Below are 18,841 nucleotides of genomic sequence, written 5' to 3'. Positions count from 1 at the left end.
CGGCTTGCCGGGGGGCCTCTCGGGTGGATGCGTTCTTCTCCAAGAGAAGTCCCCAAGCTGCGGTCGCCCTGGTCGTAGCTGGTTAGCCGCAGCGTAAGCCTAGCGCTCCTGGTCGTTCGATGTTGCGCGCTTAGAGTTCATTGTATCCGGCAGGCACCTTACGCGCTCGCGATCAGCAGGAGCCGGCTCCACGAGATAATCGGTGCTGGCGACATCAAGATGCTGAAGGGCGGCTGAACCTTGATCAGGCGGAGTGAGCTAGAGGGGGCTATGTGTCTGGAGCAGGCTTCACCGCTGGCTGCGCGCGGCCAGCAGCGGCAGCCCAGTCTTCCATAAGTAGCTTGCGCTTTTCGAGCAGATCGCCGCGCCGGTAAGCGGCCTCGACCTTGTTCCCGATCGTGTGGGCGAGGGCCATCTCGACAATCTCGCTTCGATACTCGGTGGTCTCGGCGGCCCAATCGCGGAAGGTGCTGCGAAAGCCATGGGCGGTGAGGTCTTCGCGCTTCATTCGCTTCAGCACAGCCAGCATCGCCATGTTGCTCAGCTTCTTGCCAAACAGCGTGCCCCAGAAGAGGGGGCCAACGGGTGGTATATCGTCTGGAATGGGCTGCCTTTTGGATTCGAGAACGCGCCGGATCACGGCGGCGTAGTCGGCCTTCCGCCCTTCAAGGATCTCTATCAAGGGCGCCGTGAGTGGAACGCGGTGTTCCTTGCGCCCCTTCATTCGGTCGGCGGGGATGGTCCAGACACGGGCGGCTAAATCGATCTCACTCCATTCGGCGCCGATGACCTCTCCGGTGCGGGCGGCTGTGAGGATTGTGAACTCAAGAGCCCGCGCCCCGGCGCCGGGTTGGTCCTTCAGCGCAGCCATGAAGGCGCTCAGCTCGGCGTAGGGCAGGGCGGCGTGATGCTCGACCTTATGGACGCGCGACTTCGCCGGTAGCAGCTTTTCAAGGTGCCCCTTCCAGCGCGCCGGGTTCTCGCCTTCGCGCAGCCCTCTGGCGGTCGCCCAATCGAGCACCGCCTCGACGCGCCCTCGCACGCGGCTGGCGGTCTCGGGCTTGGTGGACCAGATCGGCTCAAGGACGGCCAGCACCAGCCCGGTGTCGATGTCCGATACGCCGCGACTTCCGAAGATCGGATCGGCGTAGGTCGTCAGGGTGCTCTCCCATTGCTGGGCGTGCTTCTCGTTGCGCCAGCCGGCCTTGTTCGCGCGAATATATGCGGACGACGCCTGCTTGAACGTGAAGCCCTTGGCGGCCTCCAGCGTGGTGCGTGTGCGAGCCAGTTGACGTTGCTCGATTGGGTCGATGCCGTCGAACTTGAGGCGGCGGGCGTCTCGCGCCATCGCGCGCGCTTCCGACAAGCTGATCGTATGGGCCGGGCCTAGCCCCATCTCGCGGGCGCGGCCCTGGAGCATGTAGCGATAGACCCAGGACTTACCGCCGCCCTTCTGGACCATCAGGTAGAGACCGCCGCCGTCCGGGTGCATTCCCGGTCGCGTCGTCCTTTTGACCTGCAGCGCCGTGAGGCGTTCCCAAAGTCGGGCCATTTTGTCCCACACTTCGTCCCACAAACAAGACTCGGAGCGTGTTGGATCGCGTGAGACGTGTCGAAACACGTTTTCGCGATTATCCCTTACGGTTCAGGGATTTGCGGGACGCCCGGGGGCGTTCTGGCACTGACTGGGATAGGGTGGTGGCGGAGAGGGTGGGATTCGAACCCACGGTGCCCTTCCAGGCACGCCGCATTTCGAGTGCGGTACATTCGACCACTCTGCCACCTCTCCAGGCGCCGTTTGTGAGCCCTTTTTGAGAGGGCCCGAGGTCGAGGGCGCGATACCTAGCGGTGTCGTCGCGGGAACGCAAGTCCCTGTCGCAGGCTTTCTCTCGCGGTCACGCCCTGGGGTGCAAAACCATCTGGGTGCAGCGGAAAAGCGCGATGGTCTTGCCCGCCGCTTCAGCGGTGACGGACGCGTCCCAGACCTGGGTCTGACGACCGCCATGGGCCGGGCGGGCTTCGCGCGGAACATCGCCTTCGCGAACCGTTTGGCTGGCGATCCAGGCCCGACGCAAGTTCGGTTCTAGAAAGAACTGATATCGGTCGGCGGGAAGCGGCGGCCGTCTTCGCCCTCTGGAGGCAGCTTGCCGGAGCGGATCGCCACGCGCAGGGCCTGGGCGGGATAGGGCGCTGGCGCCAGGGCCGCGTCGGCGGCGCCGCGCAGGGCCGTGAAGGCGGCCATGTCGATGCCGTCCTGGAGCTGGACATTGTCGGCCCGCTGCTGGGCCACGGTGGTTGCGGCCCGGCCGGCGGCGTCTTCCCAGCCCGCCAGCAGGCGGGTGTCGTCTGGCAGCGAGAGAAAGCGGCGGGCGGCGGCGTACAGACCCTCGGCGTCGGCGCCGGGCAGGTCGCAGCGGCCCGAGCCCAGGTCAGGGGCCAGCAGGGCGTCGCCCGTGAAGACCACGTCGCCGATCTGATAGGCCACGGCGCCGGGGAGGCGACCGGTGACGGTGTGGGCGGTGATTTCCAGCCCGCCCATCGGCATGACTTCGCCGTCCTGGGCCAATTTGTCGAAGTCCCAGCCTTCGAGGTCGACGCCGTCCTCGCCCATGGCCGGAGCCAGGCGCTTGAGGCTGTCGATCACCCCGGCTCCGATACAGATCGAGGCGCCGGTTTCATATTTCAGATGGCCGGCCGCCGACAGGTGGGTGGCGTGCAGGCCGGTTTCCAGGATCCAGGTCGGACCCATGTCGCGGGCGCGGATTTCCGCGATGATCCCATCGACGAAACGGGTGTCGGTGGCCTGCGTCTCCGGATCGAAATCCAGAACGGGATCGACGATCGCGCACAGCAATGTGGCTGGATCTACGACAAGATAGGTCACCGTACCCGTGGCGGGGTGATGGTGGGCGATGATTTCCGGCTGCATGCGAACGCCTGATAGATCCCGATAGGCAACCATGGCGCTAAGCTATTAAACATCCGCGAACGACGGGCGTTCGCAAGAAGATCGTTTCGGCGGGCCTGGGCGGGGCGAACGGCTCAGCGCGATCCGTCGGGCGCGCAGGGACTGGCCTGGCCCCGCATCTGACCCCGCATCTCGGTTGCCCAAAGCGGCTCTACATAACGATCTCCGGCGCGAAACGCCGGAGCGCAGCCATCGGGTGGGCTGCGGCGGTCGCCGCCGACGGCCAGGGAAACGGCCAGAGACTGCTGCTTTCCGCCGCGGCCCCAATAGCCTGGCCGGCCCAGGCCGACGCTGTCGCCGTTCCAGCCGCCCCGGTCATGGCCGCCATAGCCATAGTCGCCATAGGGATGGAAGACGGCGTTGTTGCCGTGATCGGTCTGGGAATAGGCCAGGCCCAGGGTCGAGGTTTCGCCGATCGGGATCAGGGTCGAGACATAGGCGCTGCGATAGCCGCCGGTTCCCACGGTGACGCCGGCCGAGCCGTGGATCTTGCGCCCGGTCTCTTCGTCGCTCCGTCCAAGCCCGACCAGGCCGTCGCGGCCTTCGAGCGCCGGGGAGGTCGCCAGGAACTCGGCGATCTGCTCGTCGGTGGTCAGGATGCGGGGCGGGGGCGCGGTGACGGCGGGTGCGTTCTGGGCCTCTGCCGCTGTTCTGGCGTCGAGGCGGTGGGCGGCGGTCGAGACGACTTCGTCCTCGCCGGCGACCGTCTGGGCCAGGGCGGGTCCGGCTAGGGCAAGGCCGGCCAGCAGAACGAGCAGGGGTCGCATCGAGGTCATGAAGCCTTCCGGAAAGCGGCGGTGTGTAGGCTGTAGGCCGCTCCGTCAGCGGAATTAGGGCGGGTTTGTAACGCGACCGCAAGAGACGGTTGTCTCAGAGCGCCTTGAGGCCCGCTTCGAGAGCCGCCATGTCGGCGGGCAGGGCGGTCTCGAAGCGCAGGGTCTCGCCGGTGATCGGATGGACAAATCCCAGCACGGCGGCGTGCAGGGCTTGGCGCTGGAAACCGATCTCTTCGATCACGGCCTTCACGCTGGCCGCAGGCGGGCCGCCGCCATAGACCGGGTCGCCAAGACAGGGCGCGACCTTGCTGGCCAGGTGGACGCGGATCTGGTGGGTGCGGCCGGTCTCCAGCCGGCAGGCCACGCGCGCCGCCACCGGCTTGTCGGCCGGGCCAAAGGCTTCCTCGACGCGATAGTGGGTGATGGCCTCGCGGCCGCCGCTCTTGAGGATCGCCATCTTCTTGCGGTCGTGTGGCGAGCGACCCAGCTGGGTCTGGATCGTGCCGTGGGCCGGATAGGGCGCGCCGCGGGTCAGGGCGATATAGAGACGATCGATGTCGTGGGTGGAAAACAGCGCCGACAGGCCCTGGTGAGCGGCGTCGGTCTTGGCCGCGACCATGACGCCGGAGGTTTCCTTGTCCAGGCGGTGCACAATGCCGGGCCGCGCGACCCCGCCGACGCCCGACAGGCTGCCCCGGCAATGGTGCAGCAGGGCGTGGACCAGGGTGCCGGTGTAGTTGCCGGGGGCCGGGTGGGCGGCCATGCCGGCCGGCTTGTCGACGACGATCAGGTGGGCGTCCTCGTAGAGGACGCTCAACGGAATGTCCTCGGGCGAGGGTTCGGCGGCGATTGGGGCCGGGATCTGCAGTTGATACAGGCCAGGGCGGGCCTTTTGCGAGCCGTCGGTCACCACCCGGCCCTCCAGGCTGAGCCGGCCGTCGGCGATCAGCGCCTGCAGGCGCGCGCGCGACAGGCTCTCGAATCGCGTCGCCAGAATCTTGTCCAGGCGTTCCCCAGCGTCATCCGCCGTGAGCGCAACCTCAAGCCTGGCCTCGGTTTGTGGCGCCTGGGCCTCTATCTCGATGTCGTCTGTATCGTCGTCCAGCGGGCTCAAGGGTGTTTCATCGCTCCGTCGCAATCTCGTCGCGCATCCGACACGAGCGGCGCCTATCCGCCGGGAACTTAGTCCAGCTTACCGTCGAAGGGGATAATCGATGCGCGCGATCCACACCACCTTGCTGATGTCCGCCACCAGTGTTCTGGCGCTCAGCGTCGCTTCCATGGCCATCGCCGCCGACGTCGATGCGCCGGCTGACGCCGCTCAGGTCGAGCAGGTCGTCGTCACCGCCCAGAAGCGCGAGCAGAAGGCCATGGACGTCCCGGTCTCGCTGACCGCCTATTCGGGCTCGACGCTCGAGATGCTGGGCGTTCAGGAGTTCGAGGAGCTGTCGCTGTTCGTTCCCGGCTTCGAGGTCCAGAACCAGTCGCCCAACAACCCCGGCTTCGTGATGCGCGGCATCACCTCCGACTCCGGCGAGGCCACCAACGAGCCGCGCGTGTCGGTCTATCAGGACGGCGTCTCGATCTCGAAGTCGCGCGGCTCCTATGTCGAGCTGTTTGACCTGGAGCGCGTCGAAGTGGCCAAGGGCCCGCAATCGACCCTCTATGGTCGCGGCGCGCTGATCGGCGCGGTCAACATCATCCAGGCCAAGGCCCGTCCGGGCTATGCCGCCTCGGCGCGGGTCGAGGGCGGCAACTTCGGTTACATGATGGCCGAGGGCATGTTTAACGCTCCGGTCACCGACACCCTGTCGATCCGCGTCGCTGGCCGCATCAAGCACCGCGACGGCTATGTGAAGAACCTGCTGGTTGGTCAGGACTTCAACTCCACCCAGACCACGGCGGTGCGCGTGGCGCTGAACTGGCGCCCGACCGAGCGTTTCGACGCTGACCTCCTGGTCAACTATCAGTCCGACAGCCCGTCGGGCACCTCGTTCAAGTCGCTGACCTACCTGCCGACCGACCCGACCACGGGCGCGGTGCTGGGCGATCTGGGCCGCAATTCCGGGGCCGCCCTGGCCACCGTGGCGGGCTTCGAGAACGACCAGAAGCTGGGCCTCGAACGCGACGTGTTCAGTGTCACCGGCCTGGCCAACTACAAGATCAATGACGCCCTCTCGCTGGCCTCGACGACCGCCTTCCGCCGCTTTGCGGGCGAGGAGATCTTCGACGCCGACGGCTTCTCGCTGCCGCTGTTCACCTTCGCTGAAGACGCCCAGGGCAAGTCGGCCAGCCAGGACCTGCGCCTGAACTACGACGCCGGCGGCACGATCACGGCCTTCGGCGGTCTCAGCTATTTCTGGGAAGACGGCAGCCAGCGCGTGCCGCTGCTGTTCAACGAGCGGGTGTTTGCCGCCCGCGCCAGCGCGATCCCGGGCTTTGTGCGTCCCAATGTCGCCGGTCTGGCGTTCATCAACGCGATCCCGGCCTTCGGGCCGCTCAAGAGCCAGCACCTGGAAACCTTCACCAACTACGGCAAGACCAAGTCGTATGACGCCTATGGCGATGTGACCTGGAAGGCGACCGACAAGCTCGAACTGGCCGCCGGCCTGCGCTACACCTATGACGACAAGGAAAGCGGCTACGGCGTCGTCCTGGGCAATGGCGGCTCGGTCCTGGGCGGCAGCACGCCGACCACGCCGCGCGGCCTGTTCGTGCAACCCACCACCAATGGTCAGGCCCAGTACAAGAGCTTCACCGACAACGGCATCACCTACCGGGTCGTCGGCCGCTACGCCGTCACCCCTGACGCCAACCTGTATGCCTCGGTCGCCACCGGCCGTCGCCCCAAGGTCGTTCAGGGCGGCAACACCGTTCCCGGCGCTGCGGCGCGGTTCACCGAGATCCCGGCCGAAGAAGTCATCTCCTACGAGATCGGCTCCAAGGTCGCCCTCATGGATCGTCGCCTGACCCTGGAGGGCGCGGTCTATCGCTATGACTACGAGAACTTCCAGACCTCGATCCGTCTGCCGTCTGGCCAGGTCGTTTCGACCAATGCGGGCGAGGCCTCGGCCACCGGCTTTGAGGGCCAGACCACCTTCCAGGTCACGGCCAACGCCACCGTGTTCGGCACGTACGCGCACAGCAAGGCCCGCTTCGGCAACGGCCTGTTCAAGGACAACCGTTTCCGTCTGTCGCCGGACGACAGCTTCTCGCTGGGCGCCAATGTGGCGTTCGACGCGCCGATGGGCCGTTTCACCATCACCCCCACCTATACGTGGCAGTCGGAAGTCTTCTTCGACAATGCCAACGACCGGGCCGCGCTGCAGACCACGGGCGATGTGATCCAGGATGAGAAGCAGAAGGCCTACGGCCTGATGAACCTGCGCATCGGCTATCAACCCAGCAAGGACAGCGCCATCAAGATCGAGGCGTTCGCGACCAACCTGCTCGAGCAGGACTATATCAAGGACGCCGGCAACACCGGCGACGCCTTCGGCATCCCCACCTTCATCGCCGGCGAGCCGCGCTTTGTGGGCGTGGCGCTGTCGATCAAGCGCTAGACAATGATATCCGCTCTGCCTGGCCTTGGCCGGGCAGAGCGGAATTCCTGACGCCTATTTCCCGACCGCCTCTTCCTCATGGCCGGCGATCGAGCCGTCCTTGAACAGGTACTTGCGCAGCTGTTCGTCGGTCTCGGGATCGTCTCGCCGCAGCCATTCCATCAGCATGGCGGCGTGTTCCAGCTCCTCGCGCGCATTGTGCAGCAGGATCTTCTTCAGCTCGACGTCGTCACAGTCATCTGCGCGCTGACGATACCAGTCCACCGCCTCGAATTCCTCGATCAGCGAGGTGATGGCGTAGTGGCGGTTTAGGGTCTTGCGGCTGAGTTTTTCGCGGGGGATGTGAAGGCCTTCACTCGACATGCGTCATCTTCCTGTTGTGCTGTGACGCTAACGCACGAGACGCCCAAGCGGCGCCGTGGACCCAGGAAAGAAATCCCATGAAGATCGATCGTCGCAGGGCTCTCGCCTTTCTCGGCCTGGGTGGCGCCGCAGGCGCTGGCAGCGGTGTTTCTGCGCAGGGGCTGAACCTCCACACGGGCGCGGTGGCGTTCGAGCACGGCGTCGCCAGCGGCGATCCCGGCCAGACCCGGGTCGTTCTCTGGACCCGCGTCACGCTCAAGGCTCCTTCTGGCGGTGATGTCATGGTTGAGCTGCAGGTGGCGGCGGACCCGGACTTCAAGACCCAGCTCCAGACCCGCAAGGGTCTGAAGGCCAGGGCCAGCCGCGACTGGACGCTCAAGCATGATCTGGACGGCCAGGGCCTAAAGCCGGGCACGGACTACTGGTATCGCTTTGTCGCTAATGGCGTGACCTCGCCGGTCGGCCGCACGCGCACCCTGCCGGTCGGGGCGACCAAGGATGTGGTCCTGGCCGTGGCCTCGTGCTCGCTCTATTCGAACGGCTATTTCAACGCCTACGACGCCATCGCCAAGCTGCCGCGCGTCGACGCCGTGCTGCACCTGGGCGACTATATCTACGAGTATGGCGGCGCGCCCGCCGACTACGGCATGAACTCGCCGGTCGCCGCCCAGCGGATGCCCGACCCGCTGCACGAGATCGTCACCCTGGACGACTATCGCCGCCGCCACGCCCGCTACAAGTCCGACCCCCATCTGCAGGCCGCCCATGCGCGCGCGCCGTGGATCGTGGTCTGGGATGACCACGAGACCGCCAATGACAGCTGGCAGGGCGGCGCCCAGAACCATGATCCCGACAAGGGAGAAGGCGACTGGGCCGCGCGCAAGGCCGCCGCCCTGAAGGCCTATTATGAGTGGATGCCGATCCGCGAGCCGGCCGCCGGGACCCTGCCCGAGGCCAGCTGGCGCGGGTTCCAGTTCGGCGACGTCGCCACCCTGCTGATGACCGAGACGCGCCTGACCGCCCGGTCCGAGCAGCTGGACTACGCCGCCGACCTGCCGATGGCGGGCGGCAAGCCCGACGTGGCGGCCTTCTCGGCCAAGTGGAAGGATCCGGCCCGCCGCCTGGTGGGCGAGGCCCAGGGCCAGTGGCTGGCCGGGCAGGTCGCGGCCTCGGTCAAGGCCGGCAGCGCCTGGCAGGTGCTGGGCAATCAGGTGGTCATGGCCCGCGTCGCCGGCCCCAACCTGCAGACCCTGCTGGGCGACCGGTTCCAGCCCATGCTGGCCAAGCTGCCGGAATATGTTCGGGGTCGCATCCTGCAGGGCGTGGCGCTGTCGGCCCTGGGCCTGCCCTACAATCTGGACGCCTGGGACGGCTATCCGGCCGATCGCGAGCGGCTGTACGACCTGTTCAAGAGCGCCGGGGCCCATCCGATCGTGCTGTCGGGCGATAGCCATTCGTTCTGGGCCAATGAGCTGTTCGATGAGGCGGGCGCCAAGCGGGTGGCCGTCGAGTTCGGGGCCACCGGGATCACCTCGCCGGGCTATGGCGACATCCTGCCCGGCGTGCCGCTGGGCCAGGCCTTTGCGGCCCGCAACACCGAGGTCAAGTTCGCTGATCCGGGCGCCAAGGGCTTCGTGCTGCTGACCCTGGAGCATGGCAAGGCGACCAGCGAGATGATCGCCGTCTCGACCATCTTCGAGCCGGCCTACACGACCCGGGTTCTCAAGCGCTTCGTGGTCACGCCCACAAAGGGCGGCGGCGTCGAGGCCCTGGCCGAAGGCTAGGGTCTAGCGCCGTTCCAGCGCCAGACGCAGGCCAAAGGCGATAAAGACGCCGCCGGTGATCCGGTCCAGTCCCCGGATCACCGAGGCCTCGCGCAGCAGGCCCGCCAGGGGCGCGGTGGCGGCGATCAGCAGTCCGGCCCAGATCAGGCCCATGACCACGTGCAGCCCCGCCAGCAGCACGCCGAAGGTGGCGGGATTGGCGCTGGTCGGCACGAACTGCGGCAGGAACGAGATGTAGAACACCCCGACCTTGGGATTGAGCAGGTTGGTCAGCAGGCCCCGGCGCAGGGCGGCGAGGCCGCCGCCGCCGGTGAGGGCCATGGCGCCGGGTTCAAAGCTGTCGCGTGGCCGCATCAGCATCTTGCCGCCGACCCAGACCAGATAGGCCGCGCCAGCCCATTTCAGCGCGGTATAGGCGTGCTCGGACGCGGTGAGCAGGGCCCCGGCCCCGCAGGCGGCCGCCACGCCCCAGACCAGGCAGCCGATCCCGATGCCGACCGCCGCCGCGAAGGCCCGGCGCGGTCCCTCGGTCGCTGCAGTGCGCAGGACCAGCGCCGTGTCGAGACCCGGGGTGATGGTCAGCAGAAAGGCGGCGAAGCTGAAAGCCAGCAGGGCCTGCAGCGTGGTCATGCGATCTAGTCTTCCCGCTCGACCAGCCGGCCGTCTTCCATCACCCGATAGAAGCACGAGCGGAAGCCGACGTGGCAGGCGCCGCCATCGCCCTGCGGCCGCACCTTGATCAGCACCGCGTCCTGGTCGCAGTCGACCCGCAGCTCGCTGACGATCTGCAGCTGGCCGCTGGTCTCGCCCTTTTTCCAGAGCTCGCCGCGCGAGCGGCTGAAATAGTGGGCGATCCCGGTGTCGACGGTCAGCTTCAAGGCTTCGTCGTTCATCCAGGCCAGCATCAGGATCTCGCCGGTGTCAGCGTGCTGGGCGATGGCGACCACCAGGCCGTCGGCGTTGAAACGCGGGGCCAGCTGGTCGCCCCGCTCCAGGGCGTGCTTGTCATGGGCGTGTGGGAAGAGGGGCGCGGTCATGCGCCCATATGGCGCCGACAGGCCCCGCTGGGCTAGCCTCGCGCGACGGAGAATCGATGAACCTGAAGGATCGCATCAAGGCGCAGGTCGCCGCGCTGGACGTTCTGGCCCGGCCCTGGGCCCGGCGGTCGCGCTGGCATGGTTATGCCTATGAGTTCCTGCTGTTCGGGCTCAAGCAGGCCTGGGCCTGCCTGTTTGGCGGCCTGATGCTGGCCCTGCTGGTGGGCACCTTCCTGTTCTGGCCCAGGGACGCGGGCCTGGCCCGCTATGATTTCCTGGTCCTCGCCTCGCTGGCCATCCAGGCCTCACTGCTGGCTCTGAAGCTGGAGCGCTGGGACGAGGCGCTGGTGATCTTCATTTTCCACCTGGTCGGCACGGTCATGGAGATCTTCAAGACCGCCCACGGCTCGTGGATCTATCCCGAGCCCAGCCTGCTGCGGATCGGCGGCGTGCCGCTGTTCACCGGCTTCATGTACGCCTGCGTCGGCAGCTATATCGCCCGGATCTGGCGACTGTTCGACATCACCTTCATCCGCTATCCGCCGTTCTGGAGCACCTGGATCCTGGCGGGCCTGGCCTATCTCAACTTCTTCAGCCACCACCACGGGCCCGATATCCGTATCGGGCTGTTTGCCCTGTCGGCGGTGCTGTTTGGGCGCTGCTGGTTTGTCTTCACCCCCGACCAGACGCCGCGCCGCATGCCGATGATCGTGGGCCTGCTGCTGGTGTCGCTGTTCATCTGGATCGCCGAGAACCTCGGCACGGCCGCGGGCGCGTGGATCTATCCCAGCCAGAAGGACGGCTGGACGATGGTCGGGATCGAGAAGATGGGCGCCTGGTACCTGCTGATGCTGATCAGTTTCGTGCTGGTCTCGCTGGTGCACCGGCCCGTGGACGCCTGCGTGGCGAAGATCCGCGAGGGGATCAAGGCGGCGGCTTGAGACGGCTAGGTCCTCCCCCTGAAGGGGGGGGGGCGGCCGAAGGCCGGTGGGGGAAGACCGCAATGCCTAGGCCAGCACTTCCCCCTCCGTCGGCTTCGCCGATACCTCCCCCGCTTGGGGGAGGGTTTGCCTAAACTACTTTCGCACCACCAGATCCATGAACCGCTGCTGCAGGACCTTGTCGGTCCTGAACACGCCGCGGAACTGGGTGGTGATGGTCGAGACGTCGTGGTGGTGGACGCCGCGGGTGCTCATGCACTGATGTTCGGCGTCGATCAGCACGGCGACGCCGGCGGCGCTGAGGTGGTCCTCGATGGCGTCGGCCACCTGCATGGTCATGGTCTCCTGGGTCTGGAGACGCTTGGCGAAGATCTCGACCAGACGGGCCAGCTTGGAGAGGCCGACCACCTTGCCGGTCGGCATGTAGGCCACCCAGGCCTTGCCCAGGAACGGGGCCATGTGGTGTTCGCAGTGGCTCTGCACGTCGATGCCACGCAGCATGACCATGTCGTCATAGCCCTGCACGTCCTCGAAGGTGCGGCTCAGCTCCTTGGCCGGGTCGCCTTCATAGCCAGCGAACCATTCGCCATAGGCGTCGACTACCCGCTGGGGCGTGTCGAGCAGGCCTTCGCGGTCGGGATTGTCGCCGGCCCAGGCCAGCAGGGTCCGGACGGCGGCCATGGCCTCGTCGCGGGTGGGGCGCTGGGCGGTTTCAAGATCAAGAGCGGCGTCTTCTTGGCCGGTCAGGGTTCGCGCGCTGGTCAGGGCGTCCATGATTTGAGAGGGTCTTTCCACGGGCTGAGTTGCGCCAGGACGCCTCTCGTCCTGGAATGACGCGTGCCACCCGTTTCACAGCTACGGCCGGACCCGTCGAAAAGATGACGTGTCGTCGGCGTGTCCAGTAGCTATATGGGACCCTCCCGGCCCTCCGCAACACCCTCCCGCTACGTCAGGCAGACGCGTTTCCCATGACCTTGAAGCTCCACGACACCCTGACGCGCGAAAAGCGCGCCTTCGTTCCCGCCGATCCGAGCCGGGTGACGATGTATGTCTGCGGGCCCACGGTCTACAATCACGCCCATATCGGCAACTTCCGGCCGGTGGTGGTGTTTGACGTGCTGTACCGGATGCTGCGCCACATCTATGGCGCGGACGCGGTGGTCTATGCCCGCAACGTCACCGACGTCGACGACAAGATCAACAAGAAGGCCTTCGACGAGGGCGTGCCGATCAAGACGATCACCGATCGCTATCTGGCCGCCTATCATGCCGATGCTGACGGCCTGCTGGCCCTGCGCCCCGACCTGGAGCCCAAGGCCACCGAGCATATCGGCGAGATCGTCGCGATGATCGAAAAGCTGGTCGAAGCCGGCAAGGCCTATGCCGCCGAAGGCCACGTGCTGTTCGACACCCAGTCCTTCCCCGACTATGGCCAGCTGTCGGGCCGCAACATGGACGACATGATCGCCGGGGCCCGGGTCGAGGTCGCGCCCTACAAGCGCCACCCCGCCGACTTCGTGCTGTGGAAGCCGTCTAAGGAAAACGAGCCGGTGTGGGACAGCCCGTTCGGTGCGGGCCGCCCGGGCTGGCACATCGAATGCTCGGCCATGATCGACAAGGCGCTGGGCCAGACCATCGACATCCATGGCGGCGGCATCGACCTGGCCTTCCCGCACCACGAGAACGAGCTGGCCCAGAGCCGCTGCGCCCATGACCTGCCGGTCCTGGCCAATTACTGGATGCACAACGGCTTCCTGGATATGTCCGGCGAGAAGATGTCCAAGAGCCTGGGCAATGTGATCCTTCCGCACGAGCTGCTGAAGACCACGCCGGGCGAAGTGATCCGCTGGGCGCTGCTGTCGGCCCACTATCGTCAGCCGCTGGACTGGACGCCGGAGCTGCTGGAGCAGTCGCGCAAGGCCCTGGACCGCCTGTACGGCGCCCTGCGCCGCGCCAAGGACGTGCCGATGGACCAGGCGATGGAGGCTCCCGAAGAGGTGATCGCCGCGCTTGAGGACGATCTCAACACGCCACAGGCGATTGCCTGCTTCTTCGAGGTTTCCAGCGCCATCGAGCGCGCCGTGACGGCGGGTGACACCGTCGCCATCGCCGCCAACAAGGCCCGGCTGATCGAGGCCGGCGCCCTGCTGGGCTTCCTGCAGGCCGATCCTGACAGCTGGTTCGAGGGCGACGCCTCTGACGATCTGAAGGCCCAGGTCGAGGACCTGCTCAAGCGCCGCGTCGAGGCCCGCGCCGCCAAGGACTGGACCGCCGCCGACGCCATCCGCGCCGAGCTCGATGCTCTGGGCGTGGTGGTCATGGACGGCCCCGCCGGCGCGACCTGGCGGATGAAGGACTGATCGCTTGAAGCTGGAAGAACAGATCGTCCTGGTCTCCGGCGCCGGCCGGGGACTGGGCGCGGCCATCGCTCGGGCCTTTGCGGGCCAGGGCGCGTCGGTGGTGATCAATTATCGCCGCAGCCAGGCTGCCGCCTTCGCCCTCGCGGCCGAGCTGGGCGATTGCGCGGTGGCGATCCAGGCCGACGTCAGCGATCGCGAAGAGGCGCGCCGGCTGGTCAATGACGCCGCCGAGCATTTCGGCAGCCACGTGACCACGGTGGTCAACAACGCCCTGGGCGACTTCAGTTTCAACGGCGACGGCCGTGAAACCATCCAGTCGATCCCGTGGGAGGATTTCCAGGGCCAGCTGGACGTGTCGCTGCGCGGCGCGCTGAACCTGATCCAGGCCACGGCGCCGGCCATGGAAAACGCGGGCTTTGGCCGGGTGATCAATATCGGCACCAACCTGTTCCAGAACCCGGTCGTGCCCTACCACGACTACACCGCCGCCAAGGCCGCCCTGCTGTCGCTGACCCGCACGGCGGCGGCCGATCTCGGTCCCGGCGGGATCACGGTCAACATGCTGTCGGGCGGCCTGCTGCGCACCACTGACGCCAGTTCGGCGACGCCGGAAGCCATCTTCGACCTGATCGCCCAGAGCACGCCGCTGCGCCGGGTGACCACCCCGGCCGAGTTCGCCGACGCGGTGCTGTTCTTCGCCTCGCCCTGGAGCCGGGCGGTCACCGGCCAGAACCTGGTCGTCGATGGCGGGCTGGTGCGGGACTAGCGGGTTTAACCCGGCGCGCTTCCAGTGTTAAAAGCCCGCCATGAAACGCGCCGTAGAACACCGCATTGGCATCCAGGCCCCGGCCGAACTGGTCTGGGAGCTGATATCGGACTTCTCGACCTGGGAGCAGTGGAACCCGGTCCATCCCCGGGCTGAGGGCCAGCTGAAGATCGGCACGTCGTTGAGCGTGCACCAGGCCCTGCCGGGCGAGCCGGTGCGGGTGATCCAGCCGGTGGTCCAGGACTGGGTGCCCTATGAGCAGCTTCACTGGCGCTCGACCCGCCTGGGCGGCTTCGTCACCGCGATCCGCTATATCGAGATCGAGAACATGGGCCCCAGCAGCTCGACTTTCTCGAATGGTGAGCTGTTCATGGGCATGCTGGTGCGCTGGATCAGCCGGGATGACCGCCGCAAGCTGAAGGCGGCCTACACCCAGATGGGCGAGGCCCTGCGCGATCATGCCGAGGCCCTCTGGTCTCAGCGCCAGAACAGCCCCACTTCAGCCTGATGATCGACGAGCTCTACAGCGCCAAGATCCTGACCCTGGTCGCCAACATCCCGCGCGCCGGGCGGCTGGCGACGCCCGATGCGTCGTCCGAGAAGACCGCCAAGCTGTGCGGCAGCCGTATCACGGTCGATGTGACGATGGCCGACGGCAAGGTCAGCGACTTCGCCCAGGAGGTTTCGGCCTGCGCCCTGGGCCAGGCGTCTGCCGCGATCCTGGGCGCGAACATCATCGGCGCGGATCTTTCCGAGATCGTGTTGGCGCGGGATTCCCTACGCGCTATGCTCAAGCTCAACGGCCCATCTCCTGCGGGCCGGTTCTCGGAGCTTGCCGTGCTTGAGCCTGTAAAGGCCTACCCCGCCCGTCATGCCTCGACGCTTCTGGCGTTCGAGGCGGCGGTGGAGGCTGTCTCTCGGGCCACAGCCGCGGCGGAAACGCGAACTAGCAGCGCCGGCGCCGCTTGATTGCGGCTTTTCGCGGGTGCGATAACCACCTCCGAAACAATTGCGCGCTGGCATGACCTTTTACGACCGCACCGTCGACCTCGGCCTCCGGGTCTACAAGTTGACGCTCTCGCCCCTCATTGGGCGTCAGTGCCGTTTCATGCCGAGTTGTTCGGAGTATGCGGCTCAGGCGCTTAAGGATCACGGACCCGCCAAGGGGTCCTGGCTGGCGTTGCGACGGATTTGCCGATGCAATCCGTTTGGAGGATCGGGGTATGACCCGCCTCCGCCGCGCGACCAGCCACGCAAGTGGACATGTGAAGAATGATCGACCTGGTTTTCCCCGACGGTTCCTCCCGTCAATACCCCGCTGGCTCCAGCGGTCGCGACGTGGCGGCCGCCATTTCCAAGTCGCTGGAAAAGAAGGCGCTGCTTATCAAGCTGGACGGCGTGCTGCTGGACCTTGATCGCCCGCTGACGCCCGATCTGCTGACCGGCGATCGCAGGATCGAGATCGTCACGCGCGAGTCGCCCGACGTTCTGGAGGTGATCCGCCACGACACCGCCCACGTGCTGGCCCAGGCGGTTCAGGAGCTGTTCCCCGGCACCCAGGTGACGATCGGCCCCAACGTCGAGGACGGCTTCTATTACGACTTCGCCCGCGACGAGCCGTTCAGCCTGGATGATCTGCCGAAGATCGAAGAGCGGATGCGCCAGATCGTCGACCGCGACGAGAAGATCCGCCGCGAAGAGGTCGACCGCGACGCCGCCATCGCCGATTTCGAAGCCCTGGGCGAAAGCTACAAGGCCCAGATCATCCGCGACCTGCCGGCCAGCGACACGATCACGGTCTATCACCAGGGCGAAAACTGGAAGGACCTGTGCCGCGGGCCGCACCTTCCCTCGACCAAGGCGGTGGGCAAGGCCTTCAAGCTGACCAAGCTGGCCGGCGCCTACTGGCGCGGCGACCAGAACAACGCCCAGCTGCAGCGCATCTATGGCACCTCATGGGCCAGCGACGCCGATCTGGCCGCCTATCTGCTGCGGGTCGAGGAAGCTGAGAAGCGCGATCACCGCAAGCTGGGTCGCACCATGAACCTCTTCCACCTGCAGGAAGAGGGCAAGGGGATGATCTTCTGGCACCCCAAGGGCTGGACGCTGTATCTGGCGCTGGAAGCCTATATGCGCCGTCGCCTGGACGCTGCGGGCTATCAAGAGGTCAAGACGCCCCAGATCCTGGATCGCAGCCTGTGGGAAAAGTCGGGCCACGCCGAAAAGTTCGGCCACGCCATGTTCATGTGTGAAAGCGCCGAGGGCGAGGTCCTGGCCGTCAAGCCGATGAACTGCCCCGGCCATATCCAGATCTTCAATATCGGCCAGAAGAGCTATCGCGAACTGCCGCTGCGCATGGCCGAGTTCGGGGCCTGCCACCGCTATGAGCCCTCGGGCGCCATGCACGGCATCATGCGGGTGCGGGCCTTCACCCAGGACGACGCCCACATCTTCTGCCGCGAAGAGCAGGTCACCGAGGAAAGCGCCAGGTTCATCGAACTGTTGCGCAGCGTCTATAACGACCTCGGCATGCAGCTTCACGACGTGAAGTTCTCGACGCGTCCGGAGCTTCGCGCGGGCTCCGACGAGGTTTGGGACAAGGCCGAGCACGCTTTGGCCACGGCCGCCGAGGCCGCCGGCGAACGTCTGGTTGACCAGCCCGGCGAAGGCGCATTCTATGGCCCCAAGCTGGAGTTCTCGCTAAAGGACGCGATCGGTCGCGTCTGGCAGTGCGGCACTTTGCAGCTGGACTTTGTTTTGCCGGAACGACTGGACGCAGAGTACGTTTCGGAAGACGGTTCAAAAAAGCGCCCGGTGATGCTTCACAGGGCGATCCTGGGGTCGTTCGAACGGTTTATCGGTATTCTGCTGGAAAACTTCGCTGGCCATCTGCCGCTTTGGCTGGCGCCGACGCAGGTTGTTGTGACGACGATTACTTCTGACGCGGATGAATATGCGCTTCAGGTCGTCGAGAGGTTGACGAAAATGGGGATGCGCGCGGAGGTCGATCTGCGTAATGAAAAGATCAACTACAAGATTCGCGAGCACAGTCTCGCAAAGGTTCCGGTGATCGCGGTGGTGGGGCGCAAGGAAGCAGAGACGGGGCAGGTGGCCCTGCGTCGCCTGGGCGGCGAGGGACAGAACATTCTGTCGCTCGACGAGGCCGTGCGCGTCCTGACCGCCGAAGCGACCCCGCCGGATCTGGCCCGTGCGCGCGGCATTTCCAAGCCTGTGCAGGAGGCAGCGCTCGCCTGATGAACAGCATCCTCCCATCCTTCACGACCCTTGCCGCCGGGGCCCGCCCGGCGCGACCGAACATTTCGGTGGTGATGGTCGTGTACCGGACGGGGGGCGCGCTGATCGAAAGCATCAAGCACGTGCTGGACGAACCGCTGGTCGACGAGTTCGTCATCGTCGACAACGGCTCGTCTCCGCGTGACGCCGAGATGCTGCGGGCCTTGGGCCTGACCGAGCCGCGCGTCGTGCTCCAGCAGGGCCACGGCAATGTCGGCTTCGCGCGCGGCGCCAATCTGGGCGCCACGACGGCCAAGGGCGAATACATCATCTTCATCAATCCCGACGCCAACATGCAGACCGGTTGCATCGCGGCGCTGGTGACGGCCTTCCGCGGCCAGCCCACCCCGACCGTGGTCGGCGCGCGGGTGATGAACACCGACGGCTCCGAGCAGCGCGGCGGCCGTCGCGGCGAGGTGACGCCGATCACGACCCTGCTCAGCTTTGGTCATCTGACCCGTCGCTATGCCGGATTGTCGGGCTACGAGATTCATCGGGAAACCGAACCTCTGCCGCGCTCGCCGGTTCCCATGCCGACCATTTCGGGCGCCTGTTTCGCGCTGCGCCGGTCCGATTTCGAGGCGCTGGACGGTTTCGACGAGGGCTATTTCCTGCACGTCGAGGACATCGACCTGTGCTGGCGCGCCCGCCAGGCCGGCGGTCAGGTGATCTTCCAGCCCAAGGCCCAGGTCGTGCATCTGGGGCACACCAGCCTGGAACACCCCGTCAAGGTCGAGTTCCACAAAGGCGTGGGGCTTAGCCGCTACTTCATCAAGCGCGCCGACACCCTGCAGCGCTACGCCCTGGCCGTGTTCCTGGCCCCGGCCATCATGCTGATGTCGGTCTGCCGCCCGCTGCTGTGGAAGATCACCGGGCGGCCGATTTAGGCCATAGAAGCTGTCATCCCGGCCAAGCGCGCAGCGCGCCGAGCCGGGACCGCCGGAAGCGTCGCGCATGCTGCGGTCCCGGGTCTTCGCGCTTAAGCGCTA

18 protein-coding genes, 1 tRNA gene and 1 pseudogene are annotated in these 18,841 nt (G+C 66.4%); 10 read left to right on the top strand and 10 right to left on the bottom strand.

Translation table 11 applies throughout. From position 1 onward, the window contains the following. Positions 1-268: 268 nt before the first annotated feature. From ACW176_RS02645 to ACW176_RS02620, 6 genes are all read right to left on the bottom strand, one after another. A complete protein-coding gene (locus ACW176_RS02645) occupies positions 269-1,552 on the bottom strand; it encodes a tyrosine-type recombinase/integrase (protein WP_492110783.1) in 1,284 nt (427 codons plus the stop codon). A gap of 147 nt (positions 1,553-1,699) precedes the next feature. Then, positions 1,700-1,789, bottom strand: a tRNA-Ser gene (locus tag ACW176_RS02640). Positions 1,790-1,895: 106 nt separating this feature from the next. Beyond that, a complete protein-coding gene (locus ACW176_RS02635; RefSeq protein WP_492110782.1) occupies positions 1,896-2,075 on the bottom strand; it encodes a hypothetical protein in 180 nt (59 codons plus the stop codon). Positions 2,076-2,083: 8 nt separating this feature from the next. Further along, positions 2,084-2,929, bottom strand: coding sequence for an MBL fold metallo-hydrolase (locus tag ACW176_RS02630; RefSeq protein ID WP_492110781.1), 846 nt, complete (start codon positions 2,927-2,929; stop codon positions 2,084-2,086). Between the two features lie 113 nt (positions 2,930-3,042). Beyond that, on the bottom strand, positions 3,043-3,744 hold the full coding sequence (locus tag ACW176_RS02625) for a hypothetical protein (RefSeq protein ID WP_492110780.1): 702 nt from the start codon (positions 3,742-3,744) through the stop codon (positions 3,043-3,045). A gap of 94 nt (positions 3,745-3,838) precedes the next feature. Beyond that, positions 3,839-4,822, bottom strand: coding sequence for an RluA family pseudouridine synthase (locus ACW176_RS02620; protein ID WP_492111864.1), 984 nt, complete (start codon positions 4,820-4,822; stop codon positions 3,839-3,841). A 136-nt stretch (positions 4,823-4,958) separates the two neighbouring features. Here ACW176_RS02620 and ACW176_RS02615 point away from each other — a divergent pair, with 136 nt between their 5' ends. After that, positions 4,959-7,307, top strand: coding sequence for a TonB-dependent receptor (locus ACW176_RS02615; RefSeq protein WP_492110779.1), 2,349 nt, complete (start codon positions 4,959-4,961; stop codon positions 7,305-7,307). Between the two features lie 54 nt (positions 7,308-7,361). Here ACW176_RS02615 and ACW176_RS02610 read toward each other — a convergent pair whose 3' ends face one another. After that, complete coding sequence (locus ACW176_RS02610) at positions 7,362-7,670, bottom strand: ferritin family protein (RefSeq protein WP_419318806.1); 309 nt, start codon at positions 7,668-7,670, stop codon at positions 7,362-7,364. Between the two features lie 77 nt (positions 7,671-7,747). On the opposite strand from ACW176_RS02610, the gene ACW176_RS02605 reads away from it, so the two are divergent. Further along, positions 7,748-9,454: an alkaline phosphatase D family protein gene (locus ACW176_RS02605; protein WP_492110778.1), complete on the top strand. Its 1,707-nt coding sequence runs from the start codon at positions 7,748-7,750 to the stop codon at positions 9,452-9,454. Positions 9,455-9,457: 3 nt separating this feature from the next. Here the strand turns inward: ACW176_RS02605 and ACW176_RS02600 are convergent, their stop codons facing one another. Continuing rightward, entirely contained in the window at positions 9,458-10,084 is a 627-nt protein-coding gene (locus ACW176_RS02600) for a LysE family translocator (RefSeq protein WP_492110777.1), read from the bottom strand. After that, positions 10,074-10,491 (bottom strand): annotated as a pseudogene (gene hisI, locus ACW176_RS02595) (phosphoribosyl-AMP cyclohydrolase); the annotation flags it as partial. The gene ACW176_RS02600 and the pseudogene hisI, both read right to left, overlap by 11 nt. A 56-nt stretch (positions 10,492-10,547) precedes the next feature. Between hisI and ACW176_RS02590 the strand changes: the two are divergent. After that, complete coding sequence (locus ACW176_RS02590) at positions 10,548-11,432, top strand: DUF817 domain-containing protein (protein WP_492110776.1); 885 nt, start codon at positions 10,548-10,550, stop codon at positions 11,430-11,432. A gap of 135 nt (positions 11,433-11,567) precedes the next feature. Here the strand turns inward: ACW176_RS02590 and folE are convergent, their stop codons facing one another. Next, complete coding sequence (gene folE / locus ACW176_RS02585; RefSeq protein WP_492110775.1) at positions 11,568-12,206, bottom strand: GTP cyclohydrolase I FolE; 639 nt, start codon at positions 12,204-12,206, stop codon at positions 11,568-11,570. Positions 12,207-12,400: 194 nt separating this feature from the next. On the opposite strand from folE, the gene cysS reads away from it, so the two are divergent. The 7 genes from cysS to ACW176_RS02550 are packed head-to-tail and all read left to right on the top strand — an operon-like array spanning position 12,401 to position 18,739. Next, the gene (cysS, locus tag ACW176_RS02580) at positions 12,401-13,792 is read left to right on the top strand and encodes a cysteine--tRNA ligase (RefSeq protein ID WP_492110774.1); all 1,392 of its coding nucleotides are present in this window, start codon (positions 12,401-12,403) and stop codon (positions 13,790-13,792) included. A 4-nt stretch (positions 13,793-13,796) separates the two neighbouring features. Beyond that, complete coding sequence (locus ACW176_RS02575; protein WP_492110773.1) at positions 13,797-14,558, top strand: 3-oxoacyl-ACP reductase; 762 nt, start codon at positions 13,797-13,799, stop codon at positions 14,556-14,558. Positions 14,559-14,598: 40 nt separating this feature from the next. Then, a complete protein-coding gene (locus ACW176_RS02570) occupies positions 14,599-15,066 on the top strand; it encodes an SRPBCC family protein (RefSeq protein ID WP_492110772.1) in 468 nt (155 codons plus the stop codon). Continuing rightward, positions 15,066-15,527, top strand: a complete 462-nt coding sequence (locus ACW176_RS02565; protein WP_419318786.1) for an iron-sulfur cluster assembly scaffold protein — start codon at positions 15,066-15,068, stop codon at positions 15,525-15,527. The genes ACW176_RS02570 and ACW176_RS02565 overlap by 1 nt, the downstream gene beginning before the upstream one ends. 52 nt (positions 15,528-15,579) lie before the next feature. Beyond that, complete coding sequence (gene yidD, locus ACW176_RS02560; protein ID WP_492110771.1) at positions 15,580-15,834, top strand: membrane protein insertion efficiency factor YidD; 255 nt, start codon at positions 15,580-15,582, stop codon at positions 15,832-15,834. Continuing rightward, complete coding sequence (thrS, locus tag ACW176_RS02555; RefSeq protein WP_492110770.1) at positions 15,831-17,813, top strand: threonine--tRNA ligase; 1,983 nt, start codon at positions 15,831-15,833, stop codon at positions 17,811-17,813. The genes yidD and thrS overlap by 4 nt, the downstream gene beginning before the upstream one ends. Continuing rightward, positions 17,813-18,739, top strand: a complete 927-nt coding sequence (locus tag ACW176_RS02550) for a glycosyltransferase family 2 protein (protein WP_419318780.1) — start codon at positions 17,813-17,815, stop codon at positions 18,737-18,739. The genes thrS and ACW176_RS02550 overlap by 1 nt, the downstream gene beginning before the upstream one ends. Positions 18,740-18,841: the final 102 nt, after the last annotated feature.

It is taken from the genome of Caulobacter sp. FV1ye13L, assembly GCF_058681155.1.
Note: the sequence above shows the minus strand (reverse complement) of the source record. Positions and strands in the feature narration are given on the sequence as shown.